The sequence below is a fragment of the Coleofasciculus sp. E1-EBD-02 genome, from assembly GCF_040218245.1.
In the GTDB taxonomy this organism is placed as follows: domain Bacteria; phylum Cyanobacteriota; class Cyanobacteriia; order Cyanobacteriales; family Coleofasciculaceae; genus Coleofasciculus.
The window spans coordinates 1-18,097 of sequence record NZ_JAVJQN010000077.1; the positions used below are offsets into that span (position 1 = coordinate 1).

General features: G+C 45.2%; 16 protein-coding genes. 14 read left to right on the plus strand and 2 right to left on the minus strand.

The features are described 5' to 3' along the window. The first annotated feature begins 460 nt into the window (after positions 1–460). The 9 genes from RIC07_RS12875 (at position 461) to RIC07_RS12915 (ending at position 10,819) form a co-directional block, all read left to right on the plus strand. Positions 461–982 (plus strand): inorganic diphosphatase, encoded by a 522-nt coding sequence (locus RIC07_RS12875; RefSeq protein WP_446394889.1) that lies wholly within the window; start codon positions 461–463, stop codon positions 980–982. 695 nt (positions 983–1,677) lie between these two features. Beyond that, positions 1,678–2,529, plus strand: a complete 852-nt coding sequence (locus RIC07_RS12880; protein ID WP_446394890.1) for an MBL fold metallo-hydrolase — start codon at positions 1,678–1,680, stop codon at positions 2,527–2,529. Positions 2,530–3,095: 566 nt separating this feature from the next. After that, positions 3,096–5,192, plus strand: a complete 2,097-nt coding sequence (locus tag RIC07_RS12885; RefSeq protein ID WP_446394891.1) for a ShlB/FhaC/HecB family hemolysin secretion/activation protein — start codon at positions 3,096–3,098, stop codon at positions 5,190–5,192. 13 nt (positions 5,193–5,205) lie between these two features. Then, the gene (locus RIC07_RS12890) at positions 5,206–6,027 is read left to right on the plus strand and encodes a sulfurtransferase (RefSeq protein ID WP_446394892.1); all 822 of its coding nucleotides are present in this window, start codon (positions 5,206–5,208) and stop codon (positions 6,025–6,027) included. A 689-nt stretch (positions 6,028–6,716) separates the two neighbouring features. Further along, positions 6,717–7,235: a LabA-like NYN domain-containing protein gene (locus tag RIC07_RS12895; protein WP_006101490.1), complete on the plus strand. Its 519-nt coding sequence runs from the start codon at positions 6,717–6,719 to the stop codon at positions 7,233–7,235. Positions 7,236–7,305: 70 nt separating this feature from the next. Next, on the plus strand, positions 7,306–8,925 hold the full coding sequence (locus tag RIC07_RS12900; protein ID WP_446394893.1) for a 2-isopropylmalate synthase: 1,620 nt from the start codon (positions 7,306–7,308) through the stop codon (positions 8,923–8,925). 155 nt (positions 8,926–9,080) lie between these two features. Continuing rightward, on the plus strand, positions 9,081–9,716 hold the full coding sequence (locus RIC07_RS12905; RefSeq protein WP_446394894.1) for a Uma2 family endonuclease: 636 nt from the start codon (positions 9,081–9,083) through the stop codon (positions 9,714–9,716). A gap of 40 nt (positions 9,717–9,756) precedes the next feature. After that, positions 9,757–10,611 (plus strand): hypothetical protein, encoded by an 855-nt coding sequence (locus RIC07_RS12910; protein ID WP_446394895.1) that lies wholly within the window; start codon positions 9,757–9,759, stop codon positions 10,609–10,611. Continuing rightward, a complete protein-coding gene (locus RIC07_RS12915) occupies positions 10,601–10,819 on the plus strand; it encodes a hypothetical protein (protein ID WP_446394896.1) in 219 nt (72 codons plus the stop codon). The genes RIC07_RS12910 and RIC07_RS12915 overlap by 11 nt, the downstream gene beginning before the upstream one ends. A gap of 129 nt (positions 10,820–10,948) precedes the next feature. Here the strand turns inward: RIC07_RS12915 and RIC07_RS12920 are convergent, their stop codons facing one another. Continuing rightward, positions 10,949–11,470, minus strand: coding sequence for a calcium-binding protein (locus RIC07_RS12920; RefSeq protein ID WP_446394897.1), 522 nt, complete (start codon positions 11,468–11,470; stop codon positions 10,949–10,951). A gap of 250 nt (positions 11,471–11,720) precedes the next feature. Between RIC07_RS12920 and RIC07_RS12925 the strand changes: the two genes are divergently transcribed. Then, positions 11,721–13,649 (plus strand): hypothetical protein, encoded by a 1,929-nt coding sequence (locus RIC07_RS12925; protein WP_446394898.1) that lies wholly within the window; start codon positions 11,721–11,723, stop codon positions 13,647–13,649. 228 nt (positions 13,650–13,877) lie between these two features. After that, the gene (locus RIC07_RS12930) at positions 13,878–14,678 is read left to right on the plus strand and encodes a class I SAM-dependent methyltransferase (RefSeq protein WP_446394899.1); all 801 of its coding nucleotides are present in this window, start codon (positions 13,878–13,880) and stop codon (positions 14,676–14,678) included. A gap of 194 nt (positions 14,679–14,872) precedes the next feature. On the opposite strand, the gene RIC07_RS12935 is transcribed toward RIC07_RS12930, so the two are convergent. Further along, on the minus strand, positions 14,873–15,109 hold the full coding sequence (locus tag RIC07_RS12935) for a hypothetical protein (protein WP_446376050.1): 237 nt from the start codon (positions 15,107–15,109) through the stop codon (positions 14,873–14,875). Between the two features lie 453 nt (positions 15,110–15,562). On the opposite strand from RIC07_RS12935, the gene RIC07_RS12940 reads away from it, so the two are divergent. From RIC07_RS12940 to RIC07_RS12950, 3 genes are all read left to right on the plus strand, one after another. After that, positions 15,563–16,375, plus strand: a complete 813-nt coding sequence (locus RIC07_RS12940) for a carbon-nitrogen hydrolase family protein (RefSeq protein WP_446394900.1) — start codon at positions 15,563–15,565, stop codon at positions 16,373–16,375. A 112-nt stretch (positions 16,376–16,487) separates the two neighbouring features. Then, positions 16,488–17,192, plus strand: a complete 705-nt coding sequence (locus tag RIC07_RS12945) for a pentapeptide repeat-containing protein (protein WP_006101331.1) — start codon at positions 16,488–16,490, stop codon at positions 17,190–17,192. A 91-nt stretch (positions 17,193–17,283) separates the two neighbouring features. Next, positions 17,284–18,024 (plus strand): pentapeptide repeat-containing protein, encoded by a 741-nt coding sequence (locus tag RIC07_RS12950; protein WP_446376056.1) that lies wholly within the window; start codon positions 17,284–17,286, stop codon positions 18,022–18,024. Positions 18,025–18,097 lie beyond the last annotated feature (73 nt).

Here is an 18,097-nt window from a genome sequence, read left to right on the forward strand (position 1 = left end):
AGGGATGACTCAATCTGAGTTAATCAGGAGTTTTATCGCTCAATTGCGCGGCGTAGTTTGGGAATCTCCTTACCTCCGATTCCCCCGCCTTATATCCCGTCGCTAAAAGCGAAGGTTTTACGGCGGATCAAGATAAACAATTGGCAAAATTATTAAATAACAAAATAACGATGAAATAATTAATAAACAAGGATGGCGGATACCAAATCCGAGTTGGCGGGATAAATCCGATCATGTCCGCCTAAAGCATCATCTGAGATTTTGGCGCACGGCTAATAGATACCAAATGTCCCCTGTGGTACTTGGTATCACGGAAGGTTTTGGACAGTCCCAGCAACGTTGTATAACAGAAAAGGCACAGGTCAAAAATCAAAGCGAACCGCTACCTGTGCTGGCTTGACCTTGACAATCTTGGATAGTTAGGTCATCCCATCTGCTGTGTCGCTTACACGATTTAGTCATGGATTTATCACGCATTGTAAGTCAACCCAAACCGGGACTGATCAACGTTTTAATTGAAATTCCAGCCGGGAGTAAAAACAAGTACGAGTACGACAAAGATTTACAGGCTTTTGCCCTTGATCGAGTCTTATATTCCTCGGTGCAATACCCTTATGATTACGGCTTTATCCCAAACACCTTAGCTGATGATGGCGACCCCCTTGATGGTATGGTGATGATGGATCAGCCTACCTTTCCAGGTTGTGTGATTACCGCCCGTCCCATTGGTATGCTGGAGATGATTGACTCAGGCGATCGCGACGAGAAAATTCTCTGTGTTCCTGACAAAGATCCACGCTATGCTCAAGTGAAATCCCTTAAAGATGTTGCCGAGCATCGGTTGGATGAAATTTCTGAATTTTTCAAGACTTACAAAAATCTGGAGAAAAAAGTCACGGAAATTCTAGGCTGGAAGGATATCAAGGAGGTTATGCCACTGGTTGAGAAGTGTGTCGCCGCCGGGGACAAGACTGGCAGATAGTCCAGTAGCCTCAGTAGGGGTTTGGTTACCAAACATCCGTGTCAACTTAAGCATCCGTGTCAACTTAAGCTCAACCCCTCTCCCACGCCAGCCCCTCTCCCAAGCTTGGGAGAGGGGAGCAATAGGGGAGCAAGAGAGTCCGGTTCCCCTTCTCCCGTGCAACAAAAGCGAAGCATCCTCTGTCCTCCCCCCTCTTGTAGGGGGGAACGAGGGGGGTGGAGTTGGGGTTAGGGGATGAGGGGGAAAATTGAGAGGAGTAGACAGACACGGCTTAAAACCTCGTCAGTATTGGTTTGCACCTTAAGTTGACACCAGTGGGTAACCCAACCCCTACTCATTGCTTTTTGTGACAGAACTCACAAGTCCAGTCCACCAAACACGCTAAAATTAACAGACTTGAGAGAAACTTCCTGATCGGAATCAGGGTGCTAGAAAATTCAACCTAGGGGAAAGCTATAAATTCATCGCTGTTTTTGTACAAGCTCTCCCAACCAAATTTCCTTTAAAAATACCTAATTTGCTCCCTTGGACACAAAAGCCTTAGCGACTATCTCACCGAAAGTACCCTTATCTGAGTATCATATAGTGGAAATTGCTTGGTGTGAAGCTTGGCTAAGGGCAGCTCACTTAATTGAACGATGCCAGATTCTGATCCAGCGTCACCCAGTCCCCGCACATCTAATGTTATAGCCAACATGGTAACTGGCCCTACCGTCAATTTTGTTGTCCAATTTTGGGGCGTTCGAGGTAAAGTTTCGGCTCCAGGAAAAGAAACGGTACGCTATGGTGGCAATACCTCCTGTGTAGAAATGCGTGTCGGTTCCAAACGCCTAATTTTTGATGGGGGGAGTGGTTTGCGACTTCTCGGCAACCATTTACTCCGTCAAATGCCCCTAGAAGCTTACCTCTTCTTCACCCACTGCCACTGGGACAGCATTCAAGGATTTCCATTTTTTACACCTGCCTTTATTCCCGGCAATTGTTTCCACATCTATGGTGCAAGGGCGACTAACGGAGACTCAATCGAAAAGCGCTTAGGGCGGCAAATGTTAGCGCCTAATTTTCCCGTTCCCCTCCAAGTCATGCAATCGGAGCTAAAATTTTACGAACTGGGTTCGGGGGATAAAATCACCGTGGATGATTTGGTCGTTGAAGCCGTTTTACTCAACGCTGCATCCCACTCAATGGGCTACCGAGTCACCTGGAACGGTCATTCTGCCGTCTATGCGATCGCTCACTCCCAATCACCGGATCAACTGGATCAAAATTTGTTGCACTTAGCCCGCCATGCTGACTTGCTCATCTTGGATGCTCCCTGTAATATTCATGCAGATGATTCTCTAAAACCTTCGCCTTTAGACTGGCAAGACCAACTCTGGCAAACCGGTTTAGCTACAGCTAAAGCCGCAGGAGTTAAACGAATTGTCATGTCTCACTACCATCCTGACCATGATGATGAGTTTCTTGAATGGATGGAATCCCAAGTGAAATCGGTCTTTCCCAATGATGTATTGGCTCGTGAGGGTATGGTTATACCAGTTTGTTAATCAGAGACGTTTTGACACTTTAAGCAAAATAATTTATATTAACATAATTGATTTGTATTTGAGCCAAGAAAAACTAACTCAAATACCTCATTGCGGTTATTCCCAAACGAAAAAGAAAGTTCAAGCGCACTGACCATATTGGCAGGTAACGGAATAGGTGTAAGAATCAAACGCTTCATCACATCAGGGGCTGAAAAGCAAATAGTAAGCTGATATCGCCAAGCGAGTCGCTTTAGATCAGTAGGTTGGTGGACATAACCCCAACTAGGTTAACTGTTGTAAACATTCCTCAAATCCTTACATAAACGTAGCTTGCTTCTCGCTCAAGCGAGTATGACTATCCCCGCCGTTAACTTTGATTTTTTCCACCTACTTAGTCGTACCACTCCGCAAAAGTTGCCAGTCTCCTAGGGTTTGACGACAGGAGCGAGACGATTAATGAGAATAGGTGTAGAATCTTTGCCATGCCTCACGACTAGTGGTCGATCAAAAAGATGACTCTATTCATGAGCAACGATAATTACCTCACCATGTTTCTCGATAATTAGCCTCTTTATTTTTTACAAATGAACAAGATGATTGGTGTTAATTCCAACGGGCAAATTCTATTCACTTCTATAGCAGCGTTGTGGGCGGCGTTTTGGCTAACTCCCTCGGTCAACGCTCAAACTCTGCCTATCCTCACAAACACTAAGTCTTCAGCCGATCAGGGCTTGTCTCTCACAAAGGCAGAAGATTCCATCAAGGCAGAAGGTAGAGGACAGAGTGCAGCAGGTAAGCAGTCAGGTGGCAAGATCGAAGGATATGATAACTGTTTAGGCGGACATGAGATCAGCCATTCAACCCTCAGTCAGGGCGGGTTTTGCCCAAACGTTACTATCTATAGGCAAACGACAGTCCCTAAACCTGCCCCTACAAACCAGGTTTCCGATGCACCTAGGGTTGGGTCAACATTCAACACCCAACACTCAACATTCAACGCTCAAGTTCCCGATCGCACCACTCCCCGTGACAGTCCCTCAATTCCGGAACTCCCTCCACCCCAAGACATTGAGCCACCGCCTCCCTCAAGGCAACCAGAAGCCACACCCTCTCCCACACTACCTCCCCCCGAACAGCTTCTCGAACCCCCTGAATTTTCACCGACAACGCCGGAGACGCCTGAGGGTGTCACAAGCGAGCAAATTACGGTAAACCAATTTGAATTCATCGGTAACACCGCCTTTAGTGATGAAGAGTTAGCCGAAGTAACGGCGGAGTTCACCAATCGCCCGATTACCTTTGCTGAACTCCTAAATGCCAGAACTGCTGTCACCCAGTTGTACGTGGACAACGGCTATGCCACATCTGGTGCCTTCATTCCACCTCAACCCCTAACCCAAGACACCGTAACCATTGAAATTGTCGAAGGTGGAATTGAAGAGATTCAAGTCAATGGGCTGCGCCGTCTGCGTCCCAACTATGTGCGATCGCGCATTGCCGTGGCGAATCCCAAACCCCTGAATGTACCGCATTTACTAGAATCCCTGCGTCTTTTGCAACTCGATCCCCTGATTGAAAATGTCTCGGCTGAACTCTCAACGGGTTCTGGTCCGGGTACAAGCTTATTAATTGTCGATATTATCGAAGCCAACACTTGGAGTTACCAACTCGTTGCCAACAATGGACGTTCCCCTAGTGTGGGTAGCTTCCGACGTGGGGCGTCCATCACCCAAGCCAATTTACTCGGATTCGGTGATGGCGTAACCCTCAGCTATACCAACACCGATGGTAGCGACGAGATTGAATTTAACTATACCCTACCCGTTAATCCGCGTAATGGCGAGGTTAGCTTTAGCTTTAGCAATACCTCCAGCGAGATTATTGAAGATCCATTTAACCTTCTCGATATCCAATCCGACTCCACCAGTTTTGACCTGACGTTTCGTCAACCCCTCCTAGAAACGCCAACCCAAAAATTTGAACTGGGTTTAACCGCATCCCGACGCAATACAGAAACCGTTTTCTTAGAAGACAGACTTGGTTTCCCCTCGCTGGGTGCTGATGAGGATGGACGGATTCGGGTTTCAGCCCTACGATTCTTTCAAGAGTGGACTCAACGAGGGGCAAGTGAAGTCTTTGCCCTACGCTCTCAGTTTAATTTAGGTCTGGGTATCTTTGATGCCACCGTTAACGATGATGAGCCGGATAGTCGCTTCTTTTCCTGGCGGGGTCAAGCCCAGTGGGTAAGACTTTTAGCCCCGGATACATTACTGGTGCTTCGCGGTGATCTTCAACTGGCGGCTCAAGATTTGTTACCCGTTGAGCAGATTGGGTTAGGGGGTTTAGGGAGTGTGCGCGGCTATCGCCAAGATATTCGACTCACGGATAATGGTGCCTTTGCCTCGGCGGAGGTGCGGCTGCCCATTTTACGCATTCCTGAGTGGGACGGTATTTTGCAGGTTACTCCCTTTGTGGATGTTGGCACAACCTGGAATAACGGCGAGATCGATGATCCTGACCCCAGTAGCTTGGCAGCGTTAGGGTTGGGACTACAATGGCAACAAGGCGATCGCATTACCGCTCGCTTAGATTGGGGGATTCCCCTGATTTCAGTCGATTCGGAGGATAATACTTGGCAAGAAAATGGCGTATATTTTTCGATAACGATTAATCCGTTTTGATAATTTTTATCTGATGACTGATCATCCTTTTATTATTTCAACCCAATTTCTAAAAGAACACCTTGATGATCCGCAAGTGGTTGTCATTGATTGTCGTTTTGCCCTTGCTGATCCGCAACAGGGATATAAAGAGTATCAGACGAGTCACATTCCGGGAGCGTATTACTTGGATTTGAACCAAGATCTGTCTGCCCCTGTGGAACGTCATGGCGGGCGTCATCCCTTACCTGATCCCAACCGAATTGCCCAAAAACTTGCCGCGATTGGGGTCAGATTCGGTGACACCTTAGTCGTGGCTTATGATGATTCCCGTTTTGCGTTTGCGGCGCGTCTGTGGTGGTTACTGCGTTACCTGGGACACGATCGCGTCGCGGTACTGGATGGTGGCTGGGGCGCATGGCAATCTCAAGGGTATCCGGTAACTGATGCGATACCGGAACCTCAACCGGGGCAGTTTGTGCCGCAAGTGCGTTCTGACTGGGTGGTTGATATCAACGGGGTCAAAACTCGGAAAGATTTACCTGAAGTGGCTTTGGTTGATTCACGGGCACGCGATCGCTATTTAGGAGAGCATGAACCGATTGACCCCGTTGCGGGTCATATTCCTGGGGCGATTAATTACCCTTGGCAAGAGGTGACTAATGCTCAAAGCTATTTACACTCCCCTGATCAGCAAAAACAGCGATGGCAGGATATTCAAGATAAATCAGACATCATTGTCTATTGTGGGTCTGGAGTCACCGCCTGCGTGAATCTCTTATCCCTGGAATTAGCCGGAACAGGAAGGGGTAAGCTTTATGCTGGAAGTTGGAGCGACTGGTGTTCTTACTTATAATACTCCGGGGATACATTAAGACATCAGTTGCTCCCAAGAGGGAATAGGGAACAGGGAACAGGGAACAGGGAACAGGGAACAGTACAGAATGTCCTAGTGCAAGAAGGCAGAAATAACTGAACAGCTAATATCTCCCCCAGCTTCCCCAGCTTCCCCAGCTCCCCCAGCTTCATCGTATCTACGAAGCTGCTCAAGTATTTCTGCAGCGCTGCACTAGGCGTGACTTTCCTGATACCCCACGGTAGAATTATGCTTATATCAGTATATTCATAAAAAACCATGTAATATTATCACACTTGTTGACTTAAATGCAAGCAAACTTGCTATTACTGGCGATTCATCCTCAACTAACTCTGATCGGGTATAGTTGGGGATGAATCGCTGAATTCGATAAAGTACATCTACAGCTAATGGGTTGGTGTTATTCTCAAGCCTGAGAATAGCTTGAAGATAGCCCCCTGTCTACGTCCTATAGAGTTGCTAAGGTTTTCTAAAGCAGAGAGAAATCTAGCGACATGAGTTTCTTTGCCAGGAGATTGAACTTGGAGGTGAGAGAGTAAGAACATTTAGATAGCGCTAAAACGCTTAGGAATTACGCCGATAGACTAACTATCAGCCAATATTTAGATTAAAATTGCTAAAATAAGAAGTTCACTTAAATTTACCAAAACTATTAGGTCTGAGTTTATATGCCTTGCTCGATGAACCGTATTTCTATTTTTGTTGATGGGAATAATATGTTCTATGCTCAACAAAAAAATGGCTGGTTCTTTGATCCAAAGCGGGTCTTAGAATATTTTAGAAAAGAACCCCATATTGTTCTGGTTAATGCATTTTGGTATACCGGATTAAAAGATCCCCAAGATCAGCGCGGATTTAGAGATGCCTTAATTAGCCTAGGTTACACCGTCCGAACTAAAATTTTAAAAGAGTATTATGATGATAGTTCGGGTCGCTACTCCCAAAAAGCTAATCTTGATATAGAAATTGTTGTTGATATGTTTAATACTGTAGAACAGTATGACCGAGTTATTCTGTTTAGTGGAGATGGTGATTTTGAACGGGCAATCGAGTTGCTGCGTTCAAAGAATACTCACATTACAGTCGTATCAACGGAAGGAATGATTGCTAGAGAATTAAGAAATGCTACAGATCGGTATATCGACTTAAATGATATACGTGATTATATCGAGAAAACGGATTCTTGATTAATCACACAAACTAGCCCTTATGATTTAACTCATTGAAGATTAACGAGTTCTGACTGGAGACAATCAAATGAACACACAACCCAATCGAATTATTATTTTTGATACCACGCTGCGCGATGGCGAACAGTGTCCTGGAGCCACATTAAATGTAGAGGAGAAACTAACGATCGCACGGCAACTAGCACGACTCGGTGTAGATGTGATTGAAGCGGGTTTCCCCTATGCCAGTGTCGGTGACTTTGACGCGGTGCAAAAGATTGCTCAAACCGTTGGCGTCGAGTCAGGACCGACAATTTGTGGGTTAGCCCGAGCCACTCGTCAGGATATCGAAGCCGCCGCCAAAGCCCTCAAACCTGCTGCCCATGGGCGAATTCATACATTTATCGCCACATCTGATATTCATCTAAAATATAAACTGAAAAAGACTCGACAAGACGTATTGGCGATCGCCGAGGAAATGGTAGCGTATGCCAAATCCTTTGTCGAGGATGTGGAGTTTTCCCCCGAAGACGCAGGGCGTTCTGATCCAGAGTTTCTCTACGAAGTGCTAGAACGTGCGATCGCGGCGGGGGCGACAACGGTGAATATTCCCGATACCGTAGGCTACACCACCCCCACTGAGTTTGGCGGATTGATTCGCGGGATTAAAGAAAATGTCCCCAATATCGACCAAGCGATTATCTCCGTTCATGGTCACAATGACCTAGGATTAGCCGTTGCCAACTTCCTGGAAGCCGTGAAAAATGGGGCGCGACAGTTAGAATGTACGATTAACGGCATTGGCGAACGTGCTGGCAATGCCGCCTTAGAAGAACTCGTCATGGCATTACACGTCCGGCGGCAATTTTACAACCCCTATTTGGGACGCCCTCCGGAGTCAGAGGAATCATTAACCAATATTGACACGCGCCAGATTTACAAAACCTCGCGGTTAGTCTCGAATTTAACCGGAATGTTAGTGCAACCGAATAAGGCAATTGTCGGTGCTAACGCCTTTGCCCACGAATCGGGAATTCACCAAGATGGCGTCCTCAAAAATAAGCTGACTTACGAAATCATGGATGCCAAGTTAATCGGTTTAACTGATAATCAGATTGTCTTGGGTAAACATTCCGGGCGCAACGCCTTCCGCAGCCGCCTGAAGGAATTGGGGTTTGATCTGTCTGAGACGGAGTTGAATAAGGCATTTGTCCGCTTTAAAGAAGTGGCGGATAAGAAAAAAGAAGTGTCCGATTGGGATTTAGAGGCACTGGTTAACGACGAAATCCGCCAAGTTCCCGAACTGTTCCATTTGGAATTAGTTCAGGTATCCTGTGGGGATCATGCCCGTCCTACGGCTACTGTAACCTTACGCACGCCTGAAGGTGAAGAATTGATGGATGCGGCGATTGGAACCGGTCCAGTGGATGCGGTGTATAAAGCGATTAACCGGGTGGTGAATGTTCCCAACGAACTGATTGAATATTCGGTGCAGTCAGTGACAGCCGGGATTGACGCCCTAGGGGAAGTCACAATTCGGCTACGGTATAACAGTCGCGTCTTTTCCGGTCATGCGGCTAATACCGATATTATTGTGGCATCAGCCCAAGCTTATGTGAATGCCCTAAACCGACTCTATGGTTGGTTACAGGGGCAAGGTCAACAAGAGAGCGATCGCGAGACAGAGAAAGCGGTAGCCTCAGTTTAATCCTCCTTGCCAGATCCCCGACTTCTGTGAGAAGTCGGGGATCTAATTTATAATCCAGTCCGCGTAGGCGGACTTTGTTTGTGTAGCAGCGATTTTAATCGCCGTGGCTTCAGTGGATTTGATATCATCAATTGCATCAATTGGAGCAAAATAGCTTGAGTGTCACTATTCCCATTCGCGCCATTAAACTCACTCCAGGTAGCACCATTCAGATTTCTGACGTATCTTGGCAAGACTTTGAACAAATTCTGACTGAATTAGGCGAACACCGGAACACTCGCATCGCCTACTACCAAGGCATTCTCTCAATCATGTCCCCGTTAGCCATTCATGAACGTCCCCATCGCATCATTGCCGATATCGTCAAAACGATTTTAGATAGCCAAGAACGGGATTGGGAAGACTTTGGTTCGACAACCTTCAAACGTCCAGTTATTGCTGGTGTTGAACCCGATACCTGTCTCTATATCCAAAACGCCAACCGTGTTCAAGGTTGCACGATGATGGATTTGGATATTTACCCACCCCCTGATCTGGCTATTGAGTGTGATGTCACCTCAAAAACCACCCTTGACGCCTACGCCGCGTTACAAGTCCCAGAAGTTTGGATTTATCGCCATCATCAGCTTAGGATTTATATTTTCCGCAATGGGGACTATAGTCTTTCCCTAGAAACAGCCATCTTTCCTGATATGTCGATTACCGAACTGATTCCCCCATTGGTGCAACAAGCCATTGAACAGGTAACCAGTCGGATGTTGCGGGAATTGAGACGACAACTGGGTCGATAAGATTATAGAAAGAAACTCAAATCTTGCACTCGCGATCGCGATGATTCAACCCATTCCATTGTCTGCTGTATCAGGATACCGTTCCCAGGCTGAAGACACCAGTATAGAAACCGATAAACTGACATTCCACTTACTCCGACAACGGACACCGGGCGATCGGTTGAAAATGGCAGCATCACTGACAAAGAGCGCCCGAAAGCTGTCGTTGTGTTCTCTAAGCCAACAATTTGCACATCTTTCCCCAACCCAGTTCGCCCAAAAAATTGCCAGAGCGTGGTTACAAGACCATTGCCCTGTTAATTACACTCCCACCGTCAAGTCACAGATGTGGATTCAGGATTCGGTACAGTTAGCGGTTAAACTTCATCCCATTTTTACCGCATTGTTCATTCCCTATTACATCACGGGTGGGATAGCAGCAATTGCTTACGGTGAACCCCGGACAACACAAGATTTAGATTTAGTTATCGGGATTTCTCCAACTGATATTGATCGCCTTACCGACACCCTCAGCGAGTGTGGTTTTTCTGTCCCCAGTGTTGTGAAATTGGGTCGGATGAGAACCCTGCAAATTACCGATATGGAGAGCATTAGCCGTGCTGATTTGCTGATAACTGGAACAGAGGAATTTGATCGCCTAAAGTTTGAGCGCCGACGGGTGATTGAGTTTGAAGACACGATGCTCTATTTTGCTTCTCCTGAAGATGTTATTTTAAGTAAACTCCGATGGAGGCAGGGTTCAGGTTCGGACAAGCAATGGCGTGATGTCTTGGCAGTCCTCAAGGTGCAAGGGGAACAACTTGATTTTGATTATTTATGGGAGTGGGCAGAAAATTTTGGTTTAACACTTGACCTAGACCGAGCTTTTACCGAAGCTGGCTTGTTTGGTTTTTGAGCTTCAGGGGTTCCCTGATTTCTTCTTTATTGTTAGGGCGCGATCGCCTTTTTTTTTACCGACAAAGGTGATATTATCCCAGGGCGATCCGAGTCAATTGAATGGACAAAATTGGACATTTGTGCAAGCGGGTCGCCCCTACAGGAGAATCAAAGGTGATGTACTCTCGATTCTATCTACCTTGCCCACCACCCTTCTTAAAATATGATCAGGTAGTATAAAATAAACCATTATATATCCTTTTTTCTTCCAGATTGTAGAGACGTTCCGGTGGAACGTCTCTAGGATTTTTTGCCAATTATCTAACTAGAAGGTAATCCAGCGGGATTGAGTATCTCTAGGCAAATGTGAAGGATAGAGAATTTAAATTGATTCCCCACCAACTATTGGGCGTATTGTTTTCTACAATAGCCAATACCTCATTTGGATTGCTGTTTAAAACAATCGCTGTATCATTACGATCATAACCATAGTTACTGCCAAGCTCAAGACGGTAGTCTCCCGCACCGTTACCGTAGTTGTGGAGTTTAATTTTATCTCCTTCTCGCCAGTTAAAGTCTTTGATTATTGCCCAACTACGACCGAGGTAACCATTTCCATACCAATCACCAATGACAAACGTGTCAGCTCCAGAGCCTCCACGTAAGGTGTCAACTTCACCATTTTGTGTCCACCAAAACCCATCCAGTACATCATTACCGCTGCCGCCACTTAAATAATCATTGCCAAGTCCACCAAGCAGCGTATCATTACCAGATAAGCCATAAAGGGTGTCATTTCCACTATATCCCAGTAACTTATCATTGCCCAACCAGCCGACAAGAAAGTCATTGCCACTACTTCCAGATCTAGTAACCATGAGAGTCTCCTTTTTTTATTCTCAGATGTCCGAATTTAACAAGTGACTTTAGATAGCCACATCACTATCATTTCCGATGCATAAAAAAATGTCAGTCGCATAAAGTAAGGAATAGTCGGGAGTTGGGTTGGAAAATTTAGTTATAAAAAGTGGGATTTAGCCAAGGGGGTTAGCCAAAGTGGGATTTAGTCAATTGAGGCGAGCCCAAATTAGATTAAACTAGAAAAAGAGTCTTGCATCTACCTAAGCTATGGATATTGAAGTAGCATTAGAATTTGCCAATGAATTAGTTTTCGCCCAGACAGGAAAACATCTGGACGATCTGCAAACGGCTATATTTCGAGAGGCTTGGCAGGGTAAGAGCTTCACTGAAATTGCCGAATCTTACCCCTGTAATGAGAGTTACGCCAAAGCAGTTGGCTCTCAATTGTGGAAGCTACTCTCATCGGCATTAGGGGAGAAAGTCACCAAAAAGAGTTTGAGGACAGCACTAGAACGGAGAGCGCGATCGCAGCCGTCTAGACAAATTCCCAATCCTCCGGCTGGAGTAGCACAGAGAGTTCAGCCGTTAGCGACAGAGCCAAATTTTGTTGGACGTGAAAGCGCGATCGCTGATCTCAACACCCTGATCAGCCAAGGGAAAAAGGTTATCCTGGTTCAGGCAGAGGGTGGTATGGGTAAGACAAGCCTAGCTTGTCATTATTTCAACAGTCAGGAGTTCGATTTGGTGCTACCTTTGTTCATGGCAAAGGAACGCCAGAATATCACTTCTGCAAAAAGTGTGATTGAGGAATGGCTCAAGCGATATTTTGACGAGGAACCAGGGCTATATTTTAGTATAAGCTTAGACAGACTAAGGCAAAAGCTGGGAGATCCTAGCCAAAAAATTGGGGTACTGATTGATAACCTTGAACCGACTATAGAAAATGGCAGATTCATCGAAGATCATCGTTCTTATATTGAAGTCTTGAGAGTTTTGACGAATCCAACTGTACAGTCAGTTACATTGGTTACTAGCCGTGAGCCACTGTATGAAGAGGGGATTTCCGTTCAATGTTATCAACTTAGAGAATTGTCGCCAGAAACCTGGAACCAATGTCTTCAACGGAACGGGATAAATACAGGTTCCTCTCTTTTGAGTAATACTTCGGCTCTGTGTCAGATGCATCAAGCGTATGGTGGGAATGCTGAAGCCATGTTTATCCTTAGCGGTGCTATCCAAATTGAGTGTCAAGGAGATTTAGAGACTTATTGGCAAGAGAACAGTGAAGATCTATTGATTCATCCGACACTGGAGAATCTGATTAAAAGTCAGTTTAATAAACTCCAACAAAATGACGAACAAGCTTATAGACTTTTATGTCGATTAGGATGTTATCGTTATCAAGATGTTCCGACAGTACCCAAAAAAGGAATTTTTGCTTTGCTTTGGGATGTGCCGGAGAAACGACGTAAGCGACTACTCAATGCTTTACGCGATCGCTCATTAGTCAAGATTGGTAATGAAGGATATTACCTGCACCCAGTAATTCGGGAAGAGGCGATCGCACGGTGTCGGGAAAGTGAAGATTGGAAGATAGCCAACTGTAAAGCGGCTGAATTTTGGACAGAGAATATTCAGATGGTTAAATTGACAGCGGATTCACTAAGAGCTTTAGAGGCTTATTATTACTACATACATATTCAAGAATTTGAGCAAGCAGCCAAAGTACTTATTAAAGAAAGGGGTCATAGATGGGGAGCCGATGTTGCAATTGGACGCTCAATTTATCGACTAAGATTTTTAAATCAAATGATCGCTGTTATTTCTTCAGTCGTCAATCATATTAATTCTGAATACTCTTTATGTAAACTCTATAACATCCTCGGTGATATGTACTGGCTAAAAGGGTCTATGCAGGAAGCTATTGAGTATCATAGTAAATCGGGTAAAATAGCAATAAAATATAATACCAAATTCAAAGATAAAAATCAAGGCAATACTATTAATGAACTAGAATACCGTGATTGTTTTCAAAACTATTCCCTCTTCAATCTGGGACTTTGCCAATTAAACTTAGGGGAACTTGAGCAAGCAGACTATTTTTTTAAAAAGTTAAAAGAATATGACAATTCGAGTAAGCTTAGCCATTTACAAATGATGCATAATTGGGTTTGGCACTTGTTAATTCATTATTAGATCATCGGTTTGTTTATGAACTGGGTTTAGCCTTAGTCTATCTGTTGCCATTTTCTATAACGTTACAATAGACGGCTGTGTGGAAAAACTCCGACAACACTTATAAAGTCGTCGCCGATCATTCTAATCCAGTTGCCGTGTGTGTTAAAACCGTGACATCAATCGTGCAAATTCTTGTACAATTGCCATTAACTCCCTAACCGTCTTTACACAACCCTTACCCACAACATGATTGACGAAACTCTCAGCAAAGAACGCCAGTTTCATGATACCTGGGCAGCCGCCATTGATGTCGATGGCATTCGCGTGGCTGATTATTTTGAAGCCTGTACCGCCCCAGAAAACCGATTTATTCTGCAACAACTGGGCGATATTCGCGGTAAACGTCTCTTAGATTTAGGCTGTGGTGCAGGTGAAAATAGCGTTTATTTTGCCCAAAAAGGCGCGAATTGTGTCGCCGCTGACTATTCAGCCGGAATGGTAGACGTGGCGCTAAAATTAGCAGCGGCTAACGGCGTTAATATTGAGGGACACACAGCGAATGCTATGGCGCTGGATTTTGCCGACAATACGTTTGATATTGTTTATGCCTCCAATTTATTGCACCATATTCCTGATCCCAAAATCGCCCTAAAGGAAATGCACCGTGTTCTCAAACCCGGAGGAAAAGCCTGTTTTTGGGACCCACTGAAGCATAATCCTGTGATTAATATTTATCGGCGTATGGCGACTGAAGTGCGTACCGATGATGAAATGCCCTTGGATATTAATATTATCAAGGTGGTCAAGTCTCTTTTTTCGCAAGTAAGCTATGATACCTTTTGGCTGGCAAGCCTTTGGATTTTCTTGCGATTCTATTTAATTGAAAAGGTTGATCCCAATCAGGAACGTTACTGGAAAAAGATTATTATCGAATATGAACGATTAAATCCGACGTATCGGCGGCTGGAGACAATTGATCAGAGTTTAAAAAAGATTCCTTTGATGAAACGGTTGGCGTGGAATATCGCTGTTGTCGCGACGAAGTAATTCCTGAAAAAATACATTCAGAATACAGATGACAAAAGGAAAAGAGTAAGGTAGCCAAATGACAGGAAACAATAACGGTTTCGGCGGATATGATATCATGAATCGAAATCAACCGAAAAATCTTAGCCTTAGCTAACCCAACTATATACTTTTTTGACCCTTTGCAACCCTCGATGGCAAGTTTTTAAACTTTGTCAAGACGCGATCGCGACCTCCTGGATACAGCTTCCTGGGGATAGTCCGGAAAAGAATCGTTCACGAGACTCTTGCCTAACCAAGCCTTCCATGACCGCTTGCTGTAATCGAATGAAGGCTTTCAAGTCTTCTGTGCCATAGTTTCTAGATAGAAGCTGGCGCAGTTGATTTTCCGATTCCAGGGTTAAATAACCGGTTAATAGCGCTTGTTGAGTAATTTCACAAATTAGATTCATGCCTTCTTGTCCTTCTTTAGATGTCTGTTCAAGATCAGGTGTATTTTATCACCAACTGTATCCAAATCTACGATTGCACTTCAATGGCAACCCAGGATTCTTATCGAAAAAGACGTACTCCTTAAGGGTTTGTTTCAAGGTTGCGCTGATACGTGCCCCTTTCTTGATTAAAGATTACATTTATTTACAGAAAACCTTGACTCAGTTGACAAGTGCCTAACCTTATGCTGAGTAAGTTAGCTAAATCATTATGTTTTGGGTATCCTTCTGAAGAAAGAATTAATCTAAGTTAACTGTGACAAAAAGGCAGGATGCACCGAACCTGACCCAATACCCGCTCTCCCAGACGCGATCGCGCCAGTGCATCCAGGATTAATATGGCTGCCAACGGCGTTGCCTGGTATAGTTAATGGCAAAAACTTAAACTATAAATCATTTCTACTCTTGCTACCGATGAAGTCTTATCTTGCCGCTGCTGTGCAAATGACAAGCTTGCCTGACCTAGAGAAGAATCTGGTTGAGGCAGAAACCCTGATTGAACTGGCGGTGCGCCAAGGCGCTGAGTTGATCACTTTACCGGAAAACTTCTCGTTCCTCGGTAAAGAAGAAGACAAAGTGGCGCAAGCTGACGCGATCGCCCTCCAGAGTGAAAAATTCCTCAAAACCATGGCACAGCGCTTCCAAGTCACGCTGCTTGGGGGAGGATTTCCTGTGCCTGTAGACGATACAAAAGTTTACAACACCGCCTTACTCATCGATCCCAATGGCGTCGAACTGGTGCGTTATCAAAAAGTTCACTTATTCGATGTGAATGTCCCCGATGGCAACACCTATCAAGAGTCGAGTACGGTGATGCCAGGGGATCAACTACCACCTGTTTGCCACTCTGAAGCATTGGGCAACTTAGGACTATCGGTGTGCTATGATGTTCGCTTCCCAGAACTTTACCGTCATTTAGCCTATAAAGGGGCTGACATTTTGTTTGTTCCGGCTGCCTTTACCGCGTATACGGGAAAAGATCATTGGCGAGTCCTACTCCAAGCACGAGCCATTGAAAACACCTGTTACGTGATTGCACCCGCCCAAACGGGACGTCATTACGCCATGCGTAAAACCCACGGTCACGCCATGATTGTTGACCCTTGGGGGGTGATCTTAGCCGATGCTGGCGATCAACCGGGTGTCGCGATCGCAGAAATTAATCCGACTCGCCTTGAACAAGTTCGCCGCCAGATGCCATCCCTAGAACATCGGGTTTTTATTTGATGGGTCATTGGTCATTGGTCTTATGTTTTTTGGATGTAAAGTGACCAAACAGGATTAGACAACTGGTTTTGCCGTAAAAATTTGTTAAGCCTAAATTTACAACATAAAACCTATGGATGCTACAGAAATTCGGTCGCGTTATGCCGCAGGTGAAAGGAATTTTCGCAGTGTCAATCTGATTGGTGCTGACCTAAACCAAGCTGACCTAAGTTATTCTGACTTGAGTGGTGCTAATCTAAGCGAAGCTAATTTGCAAGGTGCCAATCTAACGGGTGCAGATCTAATTTTTACCACCCTCAGTGATGCGGATTTGAATGGGGCTAACTTGAGTGAGGCAAACCTGATTGGCGCCAAGATGGGTGTTGCTAACCTGAGCGAGGCAAATCTGATCGGTGCCAACTTAATCAGTGCAGAACTCAGTGGTGCTAACCTCAAGAGCGCCAGCCTGAGTCGCGCTTATCTGAGTGATGCGAGTTTAATTAAAGTTAACTTGAGCGACGCTAACTTAAGCGGTGCTAATCTAAGTATTACCAATCTCATCGGAGCGGATCTCAGTGGTGCTAACCTAATTAGTGCTGATCTCAATGGAGCTAACTTGATTGAAGCCAATCTCAGTGGTGCCAATTTAAGTGAAGCCAAATTGTATCGAGCCAACCTAGCTCATGCCAAGCTAAATGGAGCATTATTGTGTCATGCAGATCTGCGAGACGCCAACTTAGCTAGCGCGGATTTGACCGATGCCAATCTAGATCAAGCTAAGCTAGAAGGAACCTTGATCAGTTTGACTGGAGATTCCCAAACCAGTTCCGTGAGTTAGGATTCCGGTATCCTCTGGTTCGTGCTAAAACTTAGCATTGGGAAAAGCTCATTCAAGCTGAATTCCCAACAAACAAAACCTACCTACACCTATGGATGCAAACGAATTTCGGTCACGTTACGCAGCAGGAGAGCGAAGCTTTCAGAATGCTGACCTGCGTGATGCCGACTTGCGTGATGCTGACTTGCGCGATGCTGACTTACGAGGGGCTGACCTCATGGGAGCTAACCTGCGTAATGCTGACCTCAGTGATGCTAACTTACGAGATGCCAAACTAATTGGAGCGGATCTCAGTAGAGCTGATCTGATTATTGCCACGCTCAGTAATGCGGATCTCAGAGATGCTAACCTCAAGGATGCGAATTTGATTGGCAGCAAACTTGGCGTTGCCAACCTGCGGTATGCCAATCTCAGTGGCGCTAACTTAAGTGGGGCTGAACTAAGTTGTGCGGATATGAGTCATAGCAGCCTGATGATTGCTTACCTGAGCGGCGCTAACTTGATCAAAGCGAATTTGAGTAACGCCGATCTCACAGGTGCTAATCTCAGTATCACCAATATGATTGGAGTCAACCTCACCAATGCTAATCTGAGTGGGGTTAACTTGAGTGGGGCGAACCTCATTGAAGCTAATCTCACAGAAGCTAAATTGAATGGAGCCAATTTAGGTCGGTCTAATTTAGCTTATGCCAAGTTAACGGCGGCGATTCTCAAAGATGCGGATTTAAGCGACGCCAATTTAGCCGGGACTGACTTGACAAATGTCAAACTTGATAGCACCAAACTAGAAGGGACAATCCTTGAGGTCACCTCTTTAAACTTAGTGGAATGAATTGGATAGTTCTCCCTCCGACTGTAGAGACGTAGCATGCTACGTCTCTACCATAAGATGCATCCTAACCGCT

Excerpts from the sequence above, each read along its gene's own strand:
- RIC07_RS12890 (WP_446394892.1), top strand. The coding sequence starts at position 5,206 with ATGACTGATCATCCTTTTATTATTTCAACCCAATTTCTAAAAGAACAC.
- RIC07_RS12940 (WP_446394900.1), top strand. The coding sequence starts at position 15,563 with ATGAAGTCTTATCTTGCCGCTGCTGTGCAAATGACAAGCTTGCCTGAC.
- RIC07_RS12900 (WP_446394893.1), top strand. The coding sequence starts at position 7,306 with ATGAACACACAACCCAATCGAATTATTATTTTTGATACCACGCTGCGC.
- RIC07_RS12880 (WP_446394890.1), top strand. The coding sequence starts at position 1,678 with ATGGTAACTGGCCCTACCGTCAATTTTGTTGTCCAATTTTGGGGCGTT.
- RIC07_RS12895 (WP_006101490.1), top strand. The coding sequence starts at position 6,717 with ATGCCTTGCTCGATGAACCGTATTTCTATTTTTGTTGATGGGAATAAT.
- RIC07_RS12950 (WP_446376056.1), top strand. The coding sequence starts at position 17,284 with ATGGATGCAAACGAATTTCGGTCACGTTACGCAGCAGGAGAGCGAAGC.
- RIC07_RS12875 (WP_446394889.1), top strand. The coding sequence starts at position 461 with ATGGATTTATCACGCATTGTAAGTCAACCCAAACCGGGACTGATCAAC.
- RIC07_RS12935 (WP_446376050.1), bottom strand. The coding sequence starts at position 15,109 with ATGAATCTAATTTGTGAAATTACTCAACAAGCGCTATTAACCGGTTAT.
- RIC07_RS12930 (WP_446394899.1), top strand. The coding sequence starts at position 13,878 with ATGATTGACGAAACTCTCAGCAAAGAACGCCAGTTTCATGATACCTGG.
- RIC07_RS12920 (WP_446394897.1), bottom strand. The coding sequence starts at position 11,470 with ATGGTTACTAGATCTGGAAGTAGTGGCAATGACTTTCTTGTCGGCTGG.
- RIC07_RS12945 (WP_006101331.1), top strand. The coding sequence starts at position 16,488 with ATGGATGCTACAGAAATTCGGTCGCGTTATGCCGCAGGTGAAAGGAAT.
- RIC07_RS12910 (WP_446394895.1), top strand. The coding sequence starts at position 9,757 with ATGATTCAACCCATTCCATTGTCTGCTGTATCAGGATACCGTTCCCAG.
- RIC07_RS12885 (WP_446394891.1), top strand. The coding sequence starts at position 3,096 with ATGAACAAGATGATTGGTGTTAATTCCAACGGGCAAATTCTATTCACT.
- RIC07_RS12925 (WP_446394898.1), top strand. The coding sequence starts at position 11,721 with ATGGATATTGAAGTAGCATTAGAATTTGCCAATGAATTAGTTTTCGCC.